The organism is Paractinoplanes pyxinae, assembly GCF_026626335.1.
Lineage (GTDB): Bacteria > Actinomycetota > Actinomycetes > Mycobacteriales > Micromonosporaceae > Actinoplanes > Actinoplanes pyxinae.
In genome coordinates, this window is the sequence record NZ_JAPNTZ010000013.1 from 26,616 (window position 1) to 42,320 (window position 15,705).

The 15,705-nt window shown below is 71.0% G+C and carries 10 protein-coding genes; 4 read left to right on the plus strand and 6 right to left on the minus strand.

The features are described 5' to 3' along the window. Nucleotides 1–18: 18 nt before the first annotated feature. Nucleotides 19–777, plus strand: coding sequence for a sensor histidine kinase (locus tag OWR29_RS32635; RefSeq protein WP_267567231.1), 759 nt, complete (start codon nt 19–21; stop codon nt 775–777). After that, nucleotides 774–2,270, plus strand: a complete 1,497-nt coding sequence (locus OWR29_RS32640) for a response regulator (RefSeq protein WP_267567232.1) — start codon at nt 774–776, stop codon at nt 2,268–2,270. Before OWR29_RS32635 ends, OWR29_RS32640 begins: the two co-directional genes overlap by 4 nt. Here the strand turns inward: OWR29_RS32640 and OWR29_RS32645 are convergent. From OWR29_RS32645 to OWR29_RS32660, 4 genes are read right to left on the minus strand one after another with little or no spacing between them, the layout of a single operon-like run. Further along, on the minus strand, nt 2,267–3,196 hold the full coding sequence (locus OWR29_RS32645; RefSeq protein ID WP_267567233.1) for a phosphotransferase: 930 nt from the start codon (nt 3,194–3,196) through the stop codon (nt 2,267–2,269). The two genes, OWR29_RS32640 and OWR29_RS32645, sit on opposite strands and share 4 nt — an antisense overlap. 5 nt (nt 3,197–3,201) lie before the next feature. Then, nucleotides 3,202–3,567, minus strand: coding sequence for a glyoxalase superfamily protein (locus OWR29_RS32650; protein WP_267567234.1), 366 nt, complete (start codon nt 3,565–3,567; stop codon nt 3,202–3,204). 27 nt (nt 3,568–3,594) lie between these two features. Next, nucleotides 3,595–6,675 carry a CLIPPER-2 domain-containing protein gene (locus OWR29_RS32655; RefSeq protein WP_267567235.1) on the minus strand — a complete coding sequence of 1,027 codons (3,081 nt, stop codon included), beginning with the start codon at nt 6,673–6,675 and terminating at the stop codon, nt 3,595–3,597. Further along, nucleotides 6,665–9,508: an NEW3 domain-containing protein gene (locus tag OWR29_RS32660; protein ID WP_267567236.1), complete on the minus strand. Its 2,844-nt coding sequence runs from the start codon at nt 9,506–9,508 to the stop codon at nt 6,665–6,667. The genes OWR29_RS32655 and OWR29_RS32660 overlap by 11 nt, the downstream gene beginning before the upstream one ends. Before the next feature lie 124 nt (nt 9,509–9,632). On the opposite strand from OWR29_RS32660, the gene OWR29_RS32665 reads away from it, so the two are divergent. Then, on the plus strand, nt 9,633–10,223 hold the full coding sequence (locus OWR29_RS32665; RefSeq protein ID WP_267567237.1) for a CPBP family glutamic-type intramembrane protease: 591 nt from the start codon (nt 9,633–9,635) through the stop codon (nt 10,221–10,223). A 52-nt stretch (nt 10,224–10,275) separates the two neighbouring features. On the opposite strand, the gene OWR29_RS32670 is transcribed toward OWR29_RS32665, so the two are convergent. Further along, complete coding sequence (locus OWR29_RS32670; RefSeq protein WP_267567238.1) at nt 10,276–11,709, minus strand: RICIN domain-containing protein; 1,434 nt, start codon at nt 11,707–11,709, stop codon at nt 10,276–10,278. Between the two features lie 11 nt (nt 11,710–11,720). Further along, the gene (locus OWR29_RS32675; RefSeq protein ID WP_267567239.1) at nt 11,721–13,154 is read right to left on the minus strand and encodes a pectinesterase family protein; all 1,434 of its coding nucleotides are present in this window, start codon (nt 13,152–13,154) and stop codon (nt 11,721–11,723) included. Nucleotides 13,155–13,389: 235 nt separating this feature from the next. Between OWR29_RS32675 and OWR29_RS32680 the strand changes: the two genes are divergently transcribed. Continuing rightward, nucleotides 13,390–15,432: a sigma-70 family RNA polymerase sigma factor gene (locus OWR29_RS32680; RefSeq protein WP_267567240.1), complete on the plus strand. Its 2,043-nt coding sequence runs from the start codon at nt 13,390–13,392 to the stop codon at nt 15,430–15,432. Nucleotides 15,433–15,705: the final 273 nt, after the last annotated feature.

The following is a 15,705-nucleotide window of genomic DNA, read 5'->3' on the forward strand; positions in this document are numbered from 1 at the left end:
CTAGTACGGTCGGGGAGCGTGAGACCAGGGCGCCCACCCGCCGCGACGCCGGTCCGTGACCTCCATGACGAGCTGGAGGAACAGGTCCGGGAGCTCGACGCGTTCGCGTATTCGGTCTCGCACGACCTGCGCGCGCCGCTGCGCAGCCTCGAGGGGTTCAGTCAGATCCTGCTCGAGGAGCACGCGGCCGGCCTGGACGACGAGGGCCGGCGCTACCTCGAGCGCATCCGGGCCAACGTCGAACGGATGACCGAGATGATGGACGCCCTGCTGGAGCTGTCGCGGGCGGCCCGGTCGCAGTTGCGGCGGGAGCGGACGGACCTGAGCGCCCTGGCCCGCGAGGTGGCCGCCGACCTGACCGCCACCGACCCGGGCCGGCCGGTGCGCTTCGCCGTCGCGGACGGGCTGGTGGCGCCGGGCGACCCGAACCTGATCCGGATAGTGCTGCAGAACCTGCTCGGCAACGCGTACAAGTTCACCGCCCAGCGGCCGGACGCGCTGATCGAGGTGTTCGCCGAGCGGCAGGACGGCGTCGACGTCTACGTGGTGCGCGACAACGGCGCCGGCTTCGAGACGCGGCACGCGCACCGCATGTTCGACCCGTTCCAGCGGCTGCACCCGGCCAGCGAGTTCGAGGGCACCGGGGTCGGCCTGGCCATCGTGCGGCGGATCGTGGCCCGGCACGGCGGTCAGATCGGCGCCACGGGTGAGCCCGGCCAGGGCGCGCAGGTGCGGTTCAGCCTGGCCCCGGGCCCGGCCGGCTGGGAGCTGCGATGACGACGGACGAGATCGCGGTGCTCGTGGTCGACGACAACGACGACGACGCGGTGCTGATCGGTCATTCGCTGACCCGGGCCGGTCTGCCCGTGCGGGTCACCCGGGCCGAAACCACCGAGGAAGTGACGGCCGCGCTCACCGGCCTGAAGGTCGACGTGGTGATCTGCGATTACAACCTTCCCGGCGTACGGGCGGAAGATGTGCTCGCCCAGGTCGGTGCGCACGACGCGGACCTGCCGTTCGTCCTCGTCTCCGGCCAGGTCGGCGAGGAGACGGCGGCCGATCTGATGCGGGCCGGGGCGCGCGACTTCGTCCTGAAGGACCGCCTGACCCGGCTCGCCCCCGCCGTACAACGGGAATTGCACGAAGCGGCCGAGCGCCGCCGTCACCGCCGCATCGAACAGCAGCTGCGTCAGGCCGAGCGGCTCGATTCGCTGGGGCAGCTGGCGGGCGGCATCGCGCACGACTTCAACAACATCCTCGCGGTGATCTCGGGCTACGCCGCGATGCTGACCGAGGAGCTGGGGCCCGGTCACGAGCTGCACGCCGACGCGGTGGCCATCGAGCAGGCGGCGGCCCGGGGCAGCGGGCTGACCCGGCAGCTGCTCATCTTCAGCGGGCTCGAACCGTCCCGCCCCGAACTGCTCGACCTGAACGCCGTGGCCACCGACATGCAGCGGGTGCTGAGCCGCACGCTGGGCGACGACGTCGAGCTGACGATGATGCTGTCGCTGAGCGTGCCGCGCATCCTGATCGACCGCAGCAAGCTGGAACAGGTCATCATGAACGCCGCGATGAACGCCCGCGCGGCTATGCCCTCGTGCGGGCGGCTCACGCTGAGGACCGAGGTGGTGCGCGAGAGCGGCCAGGTCTGCCTGTCCATCACGGACAACGGCTGCGGCATGTCGCCCGAGGTGGCGGCGCGGGCCTTCGAACCCTTCTTCACCACCAAGGGCCGGGGGCGCGGCACGGGTCTGGGGCTGGCCACCGCGTACGGCGTGATCGCCGAGGCCAACGGCACGATCACCCTCGACTCGCACGAGGGCGCGGGCACGACGTTGCGCATCTGCCTGCCCCCGGCCGAGGTCGCGGCACCCGCGTCGACACTGGTGAAGCGTCCGGCGGCGGCGTCGGGCCGGGTGCTGGTGGTCGAGGACGAGGACGGCGTACGCGACATCGTGTGCCGCATCCTGCGCAGGGCCGGCTACGAGGTGCACGCGGCCGCCGACCCGGCCGAGGCCCTGCGGCTGGTCCGCGAGCAGCACCTGACGATGGACGCCCTGCTGACCGACATCATCATGCCCGGCATGTCCGGCACCCAGCTGGCCGCCGAGCTGCGCCGCACCCGCCCCGACCTGCCGGTGCTGTTCATGTCCGGCTACACGAGCGGCCCGGCCCCGGGCGGCCAGGCGCTACCGCCCGACGCTCCCCTGCTGCACAAGCCCTTCCAGACCGAGAACCTGCTCAACGCCCTGCACGCCGTCCTGCCCTAAGCGATGCGCAGGGCGTCGAGCTCGTCGAGGGCCCGATGGCCGCGCTCGATAACCTCGGGAGCGAGATGGTTGTCTCCGTTACGGATGGAGACCTCGAGCATGTGGAGGATCTGGGCCGCGGCAAGCACCGCCGCCCCCTCCCATCCGACCAGGGCGAGGATTCTTGTCCAGAGCTGCCTGCGAGTAACGTCCAGCGAATCCTGGAAGGTGTTCCACGCGAGGGTGGTCAGATCGGTCGCCCGTGTGCCACTGCCCGCGTTCCCGATGTCCACGACCGCCACCACGACTCCGTCGCGGACCAGGACGTTGCCGGGGTTGAGATCGGCATGGACCATGTCCGGCGCCTCCGGTGGTGGCGGGACGCCGGCACACCTGAGCCGCAGGCGGTCGACCAAGGCCGACACCGCGGAGGAATGCGCGGGGAGCCGGGCCACGGACCGGCGGAGAGATGACTGCTCCGGCGTCTCGGTGACATCGGCCGATTCCTGGCCGGTGGCGACCCGCCAGGCGTACGACCAATGGTCGTAGGGCTCGGAAGCCTGGCCGGCCTGGAGTTCGACGATCGGAATCAGCTGCTCGACGAGGGACGGCGTGAGCTCGGGCGCGGGCTTCGCGTCGACGAAGTCCATCAGATGCCAGACATGAGTGGCCGTGGCTCCTGCTCCGAGCCAGGCCGGGGTGGGGTAGCCGCACCGGCGCATGTGCTCGACCACTCGCTGGGCTCGCAGGGTCTCGTCCAGGTGGGTGGGGTGTGCCCGTGGCACCGCCTTGAGCACTGCGTGCGCCCGGCCGGCCAGCTGAACGCGCATGGCGCCGCCGTTGACGCCTCCCTGGAGGGGGCCGAGCAGGGTGACCTCCGCCCCGACCACGCCGGCCACGTCGTTCAGGACGTCAGGCGGCGGCTCGGGACGGGCGCTCCGGCTCATGGGCCTCAGGACTGGGGCTGGGCGAAGCGGAGGACGTTGCCGGTGGGGTCGACCACCTCGAAGGTGGGGCCGCCGGGTGAGTCAGGCTCGATCTCGTGCGGGAGGTGGCCGCCCGCCTTCTCGGCGAACTCTTTGTGCAGGCCGTAGACGTCGGTGACCGGGATCCACACGACGCTGTTGGGTGTGCCGTCGCCTCGGTGCTCGGACAGGTGGAACACCGTCTGCGCGCGGGAGACCTGCACGTACAGGGGAAGGCCGGGGGCGAAGCGGTGCTCCCAGTCGACCTCGAAGCCCAGCCGGTCGACGTAGAACGGCAGGGCGGCTGCCATCGACTCGACCCGCAGCACGGGGATTCCTGGTCCGATCTCCATCTCTGCCCGCCTTTCCGGTCGCGGTTCCTAACTGCGCAGCGTAAGCGCGGGACGCCACTGGCCGGTGTGGTCGCGGTAGAGGGGCACGGCGGTTCGTTCCGGGGGCGGGGTGTAGGTCAGCAGCAGCATGAGGGCCACGCCGAGGGTCAGCACCGCGGCACCGGCCAGGGCCAGGCGGGCGGCGTCGGGGCCGGTCACCGGGAAGTGGCCGGGAGTGCCACCCGGGTCGTCGGCCGGGATGACCACGGTGGAGGGGGCGTGGGCCTGGGCCGGCCGGGGCCGGGACTCGACGTCGCCGGTCACCCGGGCCTCATAGGTGCGGTGGCCGCGCGCGATGTCGTCCGCCGTCAGGTGGTACGGCTCGGACACGCAGGTGGCCTGGGCGCCGGGGGCGAGACGGGTCGGGTCGCAGGTGACCTTGGCCGGGATGCCGTCCACCCGCACGTTGACCAGTGTGGCGTTGCCGGTGTTGGTGACCCGGACGGTCGAGACCACGTCGTCGCGGATGCTCAGCACGCCGTTGCCGTCCCGGTCGGCCCAAGTGGCGGTCTGGGCGGCGGTCATCCGGGGCCGCAGGGCGACGGGCGGCACCGACACCGAGGCCGGCCCGAAGGTGAGACGCCGGCCCGCCCCCGTCGCCGACGCGGTGGCGGCGAACGTCAACGGCTTGGCCTTGTCTACGTCGGTTTGCCGTACGGGATAGGAGGCGTCGGCCGGGCAGGTGGCAGCGGCGCCCGGCACCAGCGCGGTGATCGGGCACGTCGCCGAGGGAACGGTCACCGCCGTGAGGGTCACGTTGCCGGTGTTGGTGAGGCGATATGACACCTCGACGGTGTCCCCGGCCGCGACCCCGGATCGGTGGCCCGGCGGCGTGACCGTGGCGGCGGCGACGATCCGCAGCGCCGGCGTGGCCTTCTGAAGCGGGACGGCCACCGTGAACGGCCCGAACCCGTTCACCGAGACGGATTCGACCAGTGGCCCGTCGGCATCCACATCGGACTGGCGAACGGTGACTTCGGCGCCGCCGGTGCATGTCATCGTGGCCCGCACGGCCAGTGTGGTGGCCGGGCACCGGGCCGTCCCGGACCGGACGGCCGTGACGACGATGCCGGTGGCAGTGCGGTTGCCCGAGTTCACCACCTCGAACGTGTAGGCGATCGTGTCGCCGGCCCGGGCCGCGTACTGGCGGGCCACCGGACTGACCTTCGCCACCCCGTTGACTGTGAGCGAGGGGGCGGCGGCGAGCACGGCGACCGCGGCGGTGGCCGGGCCGAAGGTGACCACCGCGCCGCCGGGCAGCCGGCCCGACACGTAGGCGTCGGTGGTGATCGCCTCGCCCGCGTCGACATCGACCTGGCGCACCTCGTAGGTCGCCGGCGAGGCGCAGGACGTCGACGCCCCCGGAGCCAGGGTGCCGGCAGTGCAGGCGGCTGGGCCCAGGGTGTCGTCGTCGACCGTGATGTCCCGCATCGTCACCCGGCCGGTGTTGCGTACCCGGTAGGAATAGCCGATCTGGTCGCCCGCCTCGACCGCCGTCGTGTGGGCGGCGGGCGTCACGACCGGCGTCACGGTGAGCACGAGCGACCCGCCGGCCGAGGCCAGCGGCAGGCTCGCGGTCGCCGTGTCGTACGCGCGGGATACCGGGTCGGCCGGCGCCCGCCCCAGCACCCGCGCGGTCGAGGCGATGGTCCCGCCCGCGTCCACGTCGTCCTGGGTGATCACGTAGGCGGAGGCACCGGCACAGGTCATCGCCACCGCGGGCGCGACGGCCGCGGCCGGGCAGGTGGCCACGCCGAGGCGCGAGTCGTTCACCGTCACTTCGCTCATGGTCACGTTGCCGGTGTTGCGCACCGTGTAGGCGTAGGTGATCCGGTCGCCCAGCGTGAGCCCGCGCGACGGCGCCGACGGCGTGATCGTCACGCGCAGAGCGGGATCGGCCGGAACCACCGGCACGCGCGCGGAATGCTCGGCCGTGGTCCGCGGACTGCCCGGAGTGACGCCGTGCCCCTCGACCAGCACGTCGTTGATGATCAGCACGCCGGCGTCGATGTCGTCCTGGGTGACCTGGTAGTCGCCGGCCGAGGTGCAGACGACGGCCGCGCCGACGGCGAGCGCGGTCACCGGGCAGGCGATGGTCGCGATCATCTCGTCGGTGACGAGCAGACGGTCGACGGTGACGTTGCCCCGGTTGGTGATCTCGTACCGGTAGGCGATGCGGTCGCCGGCCGCGACCGGGCCGGTGGGGTCGGCCGTGACCCGCACGGTCAGGGCAGGCGCGGGCGCGGCGACTTTGACGTCGGCGCCGAACGGTCCGTACGAGCGGGGCGTGGGCGACCCGGCCGGCCGCGCGGTCACGGTGGCCGCGTCGGTCACCGCTCCCCCGGCGTCGAGGTCGGCCTGGCGTACGACGTACCCCGACACCGACGTGCAGGTCATCGTGTCGCCGATGGCCAGCGTGGTCGCCGGGCACGAGACACCGCCGCCCAGGGTGTCGCTGAGCCCGAGGAACTCCATGGCCACGTTGCCGTTGTTGACCACCGTGTACCGGTAGTCGATCGTGTCGCCGGCCGCGGCCGCGTTCTGCCGGCTCGGGGCGCTGACCGTGGGCGTGACCAGGACGACCAGCGACGGCCAGGCGGCGGCCAGCGGCACTCCCGCGGTCACCTGGGCGTACTGCACCGGGCCGGTGGTCGTCGCGTTCCCGGCGGTGGCGGTCGCGACGTCGGTGATCGGGTTCCCGGCAGTCACGTCGGCCGAGGTCACCACGTACGAACCGGCGGTGCAGGTGGTCGTGGTGCCGGGCCCCAGGGTGGTCGTGCCGCAGGCGCCGGGGCCGCCGCGGGTGCCGATGACGGCCAGGCCGGTCATCTCGAGGTTGCCGGTGTTGGTGACGCGGTAGCCGTACGTGATGGTGTCGCCCGCACCCGCCCCGGCGGCCGACGCGGGCACGACGGCCGTGGTGACTTCCAGGTGGAGCGCGGGCGCGGCCGGGTCGGCGGTGACCGTGGCGGTGTCGCTGTCGTTGGACGGCTCCGGGTCGATGCTGCCGGAGGAGACGAGCCGGCTCGTGTTCCTCAGGGTGCCGGCGCCCTCGGCCTCACCGGCCACGTCGAGCTGCTCGGGTGGCTCCCGCCGCGAGCGACCCGAGCCGCCACACGCCGGCCGGATCGTACGAGCCGGCGGTCGCCGTGCCCGCCGTCAGCAGCAATCCGGCCGAAGGCTCCTCGCGCGTCACGACCGCGTCGGCGTCGGACGGGCCAAGGTTCTCGACGGTGACGCGGAAGGCCACGGAATCGGTCTGCACCACCGACGGCGTCGAGGTCGTCTTCGTGATTCTCAGATCGGCCCGGTGTTCGACAGTGGCCGTGGTGGTCACGCTGTCGTTCGACGCGTCCGGGTCCGGCGCCGAGGACGAGACCGACGCCGTACGGGCGAAGCTGGATCCCGCATAGCCCGGCGGCAGCACGACGTCGCCGAAGGTCACCGTCCACGCCGCCGAGCGGGCCAGCGCGGACAGCGTGCAGAGGTAGAGGCCGCCGTCCGGACTGATTCCGCCGGGGCTGCCGGTGCCCTGGTACGCGCACGACCCGCCGGACGGGCTCGCGGCCGGGATGCGCCGACCGGCCGGGACGGGCTGGCGCAGCGCCACGCCGTCGGCCCGGGTGGGCCCGGCGTTGGTGACGGTCACGACCCCCCGTACGGAACGACCGGCGACCAGGACGGCGCCGCCGCCCGCGTTCGTCAGCGTCTGCGCGACGGCCAGATCGGCCTTCAGCACGATCGTGAAGGTGACCGTGTCGGTGTCGTTGGCCGCCCGGTCGTCGGTGGTCGGCGAGATGACTGTCGTGCTGGCCTGCTGCACACCCGCCGCCGCATCGGCCCCGACCACCGCGTCGCCCTGGATCCTCACCACGGCCCCGGCCGGCAGCGCGGGCAGGGTGCAGGCCGTCGGTGTGCAGTACGGGTTGCTCGGCCGCACGATCGTGAAGCCGGGCGGGACGACGGTGTTGAACGAGACGTTGGTGGCCGTCGACGGTCCGTTGTTCGTGACGACCAGCGTGAACGGCACGGTGTCGCCGGGCGAGGCCGTGTTCGCGGCGAGGCTGAGCGCGACACCGACGTCGGCCACCGAGGTGCCCGCCGACTGCACCGAGTAATTGTTGTTGCCCACCACGGGATCCGGTGTGGCCGCACTGACTGACACAGCGTTGTTGATCGCTCCGGTGCCGCCGGGGTCGAGTTTCACCACGATCGTCACCGTCTGGCTCGTGCCGGGATCGGTGTCGGGCAGCGAGCATTCGACAGTGCCGGTCGAGCCGAGGGCGCAACTGCCGTCGGTGGTGGCGCTGACGTACGTGGATCCGGTGGCGATCGGGTCGGTGAGCACGATCGTGCGGGCGAGCGACGGGCCGGCGTTGGTGACGGTGGCGGTGTAGGTGACCGTGCCGCCGGCCACCGGCGTCGGCGGCGAATAGGCCAGGGTCACGCCGAGGTCGGCTTGGGTGACGACCGCAGCGCTGACCGAGGCCGCGTTGTCGGCCTGATTCAGCTCGTACGTCGTACTCGCGACCGAGGCCGTCAGGGTGGCCTGCGCGCCGGGGGTGGCGCCGGCCGGCACGTCGCCCGCCACGGCCATCGTCGCCGTGGCGCCGGAAGCCAGCGATCCGACGGTGCACACGGCGGTCGACCCGCTCACCGTGCAACTGCCCTGGGGCGTGCTCGCGGTGACGTTCGTGATGCCGGGCGGCACCTGGGCGGTCACCTGCACCCCGGTGGCGGCGCTGGGCCCGGCGTTGCTGACCGTCAGATTCGTGATGGCGCGGCGGCCCGCCACCACGCCCGGGCTCGCGACGACGGCGGCGACGGACAGGTCGGCCGCGGCAGCGACGGCCGTCGTGACGGTGTTCGAGATCGAGGCCAGCCGGCTGCCGCTGATGTCGTCGGTGTAGGCCGAGCGGGCGTCGGCGCTGATCGTCGAGGCGGCCGCGGCCGAGGTCACCCGGGCCTGATAGGTGAACGAGCGGCTCTCCCCGACCGGGATGGCGCCGCCGGCGATTGAGCCCGCGCCCACTCCGCCGCGCACGGTGACCGTACGGGAAGAAGCGTCGTACTCCCCGGTGTCGCTGTCCGCCGCGTCGGTGACCGTGCTGCTCGTCGCCCCGTTGACCGACCGGATCGAGCCGGGAACGAAGGTCAGGCCGGCCGGCAGGTCGTCGCTGAGCACGCTGAGCCGGGCCGGGTTGCCGCCGTCGTTGCGGGCGGTGACGGTGTACGTCAGCACGTCGCCCACGTTGGCCGCGGCGCTCGAGACGGCGGTGGTGGTGACCAGGCAGGGCGCGGTGCCGAAGGAGATGCCGTCGAGGAAGTTGCCGTAGGTCGGCTTGTTCTGCGCGGCCGAGACCGACTCGAACGCAAACCGGGTGGTGGTCTGCCCGGCCGGCACGGTGTAGGTGCCCGAGTACGTGCCCCAGGCCTGGCCGTCGGAGATCTGCCGCTGCTGGACGAGCGTGCCGCCGGGCGGACCGATGTTCACCGCCATGACGTCGACGCCGAGGCGGCCCCGGTGCTTGAGTTCCCACCGCAACGGCTGGCCGGGTGTGGTGGCCACGTCCTGATACAGCGTCGAGACGAAGTTGGCGTTCAGCTCGACGAACTGGGACCGCGAGCCGGCGTTGACGTCCATCCGGACCTCGCGCCACAGCTCGAACACCTTGTCCGGCGCGGTGGTCTTCCAGCCCGGCATGTTGCCCTCGCTGATCAGCGACATCGACGCCGCGTTGATCACCGGCAGCTCGAAGTCGCCGTTGACCAGGGCCACCGCGGCCGGGCAGACGGTGGCCGCGGTCGCCTCGGGCCGCAGACCCGGCAGCGTCACCGGAAGCAGCAGGCACGTCGCGGTGAGCACGACGAGAGCCGCGACGCGGGCGAAGAAGCCGGACACCCCTCGAAAGATATGCCGGAAAAGGTGAGCTTACGTCGTATTTGAGGTTATTCCGGCCGGGCCGGTGCCGGATGCTCATCCCACGGCCGAATGCTGTCCATCTGGCCTGCCTAGCGTCACCGGCGTGCGGTTCGCTGAGTATCTGCTGCTCTTCTTCGGGCTCGTCGGGATCTACATTGCGGTCGACGTGCCGGGCGGGCCGATTCCTGTGCTGCTGGTGGCGGGGGCGCTGATCGTCGTCTACCTGCGGCGGCAGAAGGTCGGGCTGGCCGGGCCGCGGGACTTCCGGGGCGTGGTGGGGCTGTGGGCGGTCGTCTCGGTGCTGACCGTGGCCGCCATGGCCCTGTTCGACCGGGACAACCTGTTCGTGCTGCCGCGCGAGAACCCGGGGCTGTGGCTATTGATCATCGTGTTCTATCCGCTGGTGTCGGTCTATCCGCAGGAGCTGCTGTACCGCGCCTTCCTGCTGCACCGGTATCGCGACGTGTTCGGCAGCGGCAAGCGGGCCGCGGCGGCGAGCGCGGTGGCCTTCGGCTTCGCGCATCTGCTGTTCGGCAACGTGATCGCCGTCGTCGCCACCGTCATCGGCGGCTGGCTCTTCGCGCGGCGCTATCAGAAGACGGGGTCACTGCTGGTGGTGTCGGTCGAGCACGCCCTGTACGGGATCACGATCTTCACGGTCGGGCTGGGGCAGTACTTCTATCACGGAGCCTGAGCCATTTCGGGCGCCGGCCGGGGCTCCCCAACCCCGGCCGGCCGATCCTGGGCTACTGGCCGATGTTCGCCTGCGGTCCGGCATACGTCTTGAGGAGCGCCGGCACGTCGGCGGCCGGGTCCAACGCGTACGAGTAATAACTGCTCGGCGTGAAGGCGGAGCCGTTGGTCTGCTGCTTGCCCGAGCTGTTCACCACGATGCTTCCGCTCTGCTTGAGCTGGGCGGCCGACGTGTCGTTGTAGTACGGGTTCTTGACGTTGTCGAAGTAGCTGTTCTCGAGCACCAGCTTCGTGCTGCCGCGCGAGAGGTTGCCGTACGACGTGATGTTCTGCAGATAGTTGTTGTAGAGGTGGGCGTACGCGACGTTGTCGACGCTGGGGTTGCGCTGGTTGGTGTCGTGCAGCCAGTTGTGGTGGATCGTCATCCGCGCGGTCACGTTGTCGGTCCAGCCGATGCCGAACGACTTGTTGTTGTTCGACAGCACGTTCCACGACACGGTCAGATAGGTCGTGTCCTTGCGGCTGTCGATCGAGCCGTCGTTCATCCGCGTGATGGTGTTGTGGTCGATCCAGATGTGGTCGGCCGTGTCCATCTGGATGCCGTCGTAGTCGTACACCTTGTCGTCCGGGTCGTCGTCGGGCATCGCGGTGTCGCGGATCGTCAGGTTGCGGATGATGACGTTGCGCACGCCCTCGCCCAGGAAGAACCCGCCACCGACGATGTGGCCGCTGGTGCCGACGCCCACGATCGTCTTGTTCGACTTAACCTTGAGCTCGGTTCCCTTGGGCGTCACGGTGATCGCGCCGTTGACCCGGATGACGTACGGCTCGGTGGCGGTGACGTACTTCTGCAAATCAGCCAGCGTGGTCACGGTGACCGTCGTACCCGCCGCGCCGCCGGTCGTGCCGCCGCCGGTCGAGGCGAATCCGTCTGGTGTGGACGGCCAGGTCCGTTGATTGGAGGCGGCCTGAAAAGCCCATTGTTTGTTGGAGTTCGCGGAACACGTCTCCTGGATGATCGCGGCGCCGGACGCCGTCGAGGCGTCCTTGTCGCTGATGCAGAGACCGTTGCCCACGTTGATGATCTGGAAGGTGTTGGTGCCGCTGGCGGCCAGCCGCCACTGCTGGTTCGTCTGCCCGCTCGCGCAACCCCATTGCTGCAGCTGCGTGCCGCTGGCCGTCGACGCACCCGGTACGTCGATGCACTTGCCGCTGCTGACGTTCTGCAGCAGGTAGTTGGAACCGGCGGCGACCAGCTTGAACTGCTGCCAGCCGGCACCCGACGTACAGCCCCACTGCTGAAGCAGGGCGCCGTTCGCGGTCGAAGCGCCCGGCACGTCGATGCACTTGCCGCTCTTGGTGACCGCGAGTTGATAGGTGCCGCCGGTGGCGGGCAGGGCGGCCGCGTCCGACGGCAGCACCGAGATGCCGACCACGGCGGCCGGGACGACGACGGCGCTCAGGGCCGCGATGATTCTCTTCTTCATGGGGTTCCCTCTCAACCGACCGGGTTCCAGCCGTCGCTGCCGGCCAGGTATTTCTGCGGGGTGTAGGTGGCGGCCTGCGCGTCGCTGAGCTGGGGCCGGTTGCTGTTCGTGCCGGCGCCGGAGCCGGTGTTCTTGTACTCGAGGAAGCGGGCGGACTTCCACGAGTTGCCGGACATGTCGGTCCACGGCTGAGCGGTCTTGATCGTGGCGCTCAGGTTCGACTCGCGGTACAGCACCTGCGCGTTCGGTCGCCAGGGCCGGCCGAGTTGCGTGACGTTGTTGGCGGCGCCGGTGATCGTGCATTGGTAGAACAACAGCCCGTACGTCTTGGCGGCGTCGGTGCTGGCCGCGGTGATCGGGCCGCCGCTCGTGCGCTTCTCGTGGATCGTGCTGCCGTGGAAGACCGTGGTGGCGCCGCCGAAGATGAAGTCGACCGTGCCTTCGACGTACGAGTTCCTGACGTACGACCGGTTGTTGTTCACCAGGAACGTGTCCTGATTGCCGAGGAAGCGCACGTTGGTGAACACCGAGCGGTCGGCGTTGAGGTTGACCGCGACCGCCTGGCTGCCCTCGCCGTAGTCGTTGGAGAACGTCAGATTCGAGGCGGCGAAGTCGTGTCCGTCGAGGAAGGCGGTGGCGCTGCCCGACGTGCCGTAACCGCCCGCGCTGCTGTGGTTGTTGACGATCACGGTCTGGCTCGCGCTGCCGCCGAGGCCCTGCAGTGTCACGTACGGCTTGTTCGACGGAACCGTGACGATTTCGCGGTAGGTGCCGGCTTTGATCGTGATGACCCGCCGCGTGGTGTTGCCGGCGGGCACGGCGTCGATCGCGGCCTGGACGGTCGAGTACTGGCCCGTGCCGTCCTTGGCGACGGTCGCCGTGCTCGGCGTGCCCGTCGGGGTTCCGCCGACCGGCGTGAAGGCCCATTGCTTGTTGGTGTTGGCGGTGCACGTCTCCTGGATGATCGCGGCGCCGGACGAGGTGGACGCGTCCTTGTCGCTGATGCACAGGCCGTTGCCCACGTTGATGATCTGGAACGTGTCGGCGCCGCTGGCGGCCAGGCGCCACTGCTGGTTCGTCTGCCCGCTCGCGCAACCCCACTGCTGCAGCTGGGTTCCGCTCGTGGTGGAGGCGCCGGGTACGTCGATGCACTTGCCGCTGCTGACGTTCTGAAGCAGGTAGTTGGAACCGGCCGCGACCAGCTTGAACTGCTGCCAGCCGGCGCCCGACGTGCAGCCCCACTGCTGGAGCAGGGCGCCGTTCGCGGTGGAGGCGCCGGGGACGTCGACGCACATGCCGCTCTTGGTCACTTTGAGCTGATAGGCGCCTCCGGTGGTGGGCAGGGTCGCCGCGCTCGACGGCATCGCGATGAGGATGACGGCGGCGGTGGGGACGGCGATCGCGAGGGCGGCGACGCCCTTTCTCGCGAGGGGTGGTCGGGACATGGGAATGTCCTCTCGCATTGTGGGAGCGCTCCCGAATGGTCACGCACTGCTGTCGCCACCGTGGGGAATCGGCGGCACCCTGGTAGATGCGTTGCCGGCGAGGCGACAACAGGAATCACCAAAATTTGTTCGGCGGACCGTCTCTTTACAGCTCCCGGCGCCCGTGTCAGCATCGGGCCGCCCGTTTCGAGGCCGTTTCGAATGGATGATCATAGATACGCCGAAGGAGCCGACCGTGACACAGAGTCAGATGGCTCCAGAGGTCGACCGGCTCGTGCGCCGGGCCCAGGCCGGCGACGTGGCGGCCCGGGACGCGCTGATCGCCGAGCACCTGCCGCTGATCTACAACATCATCGGGCGGGCGTTGCACGGGCACCCGGACGTCGACGACGTGGTGCAAGAGACGATGCTGCGGGCCGTCCGCGGGCTCGGCGGACTGCGCGAGGCTGACCGCTTCCGGTCGTGGCTGGTCGCCATCGCGTACCGGCAAATTCAGCTGCACCTGCGGGCGCGCCGCACCAGCCGGGCGCAAGCGGTGCCGGCGCCGCCCGACGTGCCCGACCCCGGCGGCGACTTCGCCGAACGCACGACGGCCGAACTCGTGGTGGCCGACCAGCGGCGCGAGCTGGTCGAGGCGACCCGGTGGCTCGACGATCAGGACCGGCGGCTGCTCGGGCTGTGGTGGCAGGAGGCGGCGGGGGAACTCACGCGTACGGAATTGGCGGCCGCCCTGGACGTGCCGCCGAAGCACGCGGCGGTGCGCGTGCAGCGGATGAAGGCGCAGCTCGAGGCGGCGCGCGGAGTGGTGCACGCGCTGCGGGCCCGACCCCGCTGCCCCGGGCTGATGGCGCAAATCAAGCGGTGGAACGGGGTGGCCGGCCCGCTGTGGCGCAAGCGGCTCGTGCGGCATGTGCGCGACTGTCCGCAGTGCGCACTCGGACAGCACGGCCTGGTCGCGCCGGAGGAACTGCTGCTCGGCATCGCGGCGCTGCCCGTGCCGGCGGCCATCGCGGCCGGAGTCGTGGCGAAGGTGTCGTCGGTCGCCTCGCACAAACTGCTGGCCGTGGCGGCGGTCGCGTCGGTCGCGGTCGGCGGCGGCATTGTGTACGCAGTGAACTACTCACCGGCACCTTCGGCGCCCCCGGTCGCCATCGCGCCGCCGGCGGTCGTACGCCCGTCAGCACCCGGTGCGGTGGCCCGCAGCCGGGCGGCCGCACCGGCCGCCTCGCCGACGACCCGGCCGGCCGTGGTGGGGCTCGGCGTGCAGCGGGCGGACATCTACGTCGCACCCACCGGCTCCGACAAGAACGACGGCACGATCGGCCAGCCGCTCGCGACAGTGGACAAGGCGGCCGAAGTCGTGCGGCCCGGGCAGACCATCGCGCTGCGCGGCGGCGTGTACGACGTCTCGTCCGAGATATCAATATCGGTCAACGGCACGGCCTCCAAGCGGATCACCCTGAGCAACTACCGCGACGAGAGGCCGGTGCTGGACGCGGCCCGGCTGCCCGACACCGACTGGGCCATCGAACAAACAACGGCGTACTGGACCGTGCAGGGCCTCGAAATCCGGAACGCGCCGTCGCACGCGCTAGTCTGCTCCGCCTGCCGCGACACCGTGTTCCGGCGGCTGACCCTGCGGAACAACACCCGGGCCGGGATGATGCTGCGCGACTCCGGCACGGTGCGGAACCAGGTGCTGGACAGCGACTTCACCGGCTCGGACGGCATCGGACTGGGGATCCAGTTCGGCTCGGGGGCCGGGAACGTCGTACGCGGGAACCGGTTCTTCGGCAACAAGTCGTCCGGCCTCGACCTCAAGTTCGACAGCCCCGTGCTGGTCGAGCGGAACTGGTCGTACGACAACGGGGCCAACGGCTTCGTGCTGACCGGCGACCCGGCGTCGCACCGGCTGCGGAACAACGCGGCCTGGGACAACGGCGGCCACGGCTTCACCGACGACGCCGGGCCGACCTCCGGCCTGCTGCTCGAACGGAACACCGCCTACCGCAACCGGGGGTCGGGGTTCGCGCTGCCCGGCGGCCCGGCCACGCTGCGCGCGAACGTCGCCGTCGACAACGCCGAGGACCAGGAGAGCCTGACTCAGAACTCTTCCGCCCAGGGCAACAGCTGGCAGCAGGCGGCCTGGACGAGTGATCGCTTCCGGTCGACGTCGCCCAACACAGCCGAGGCGTCACGGCCGACAACCGGCACCCTGCCCCGCACCACCTTCCTGGCCACCAACGACCCCGTCGGCGCCGACATGACCACCGAATAGCGCGCCGTTGGGACCGCGCCGGCCACCGGATCCCGACCCCCGGTCACCCGCGGCCCCACCAGATCTTGGCACCCCGGTCGCCCTCAGCGGCCCCGGCTTAGGCGCCACGATCGCCCTCGATCGGCCTCGGTTCACCGGACTCCGGCACCCCGGTCACTCCCGGAACGGCCCCGGCTCACCGGACCCCGGCACCCCGGTCACCCCCGAACCGCCCCGGCCTACCGGATCCCGGCGCCACGATCGTCCCCGGCCACCGGGTCTCGGCACCCCGGT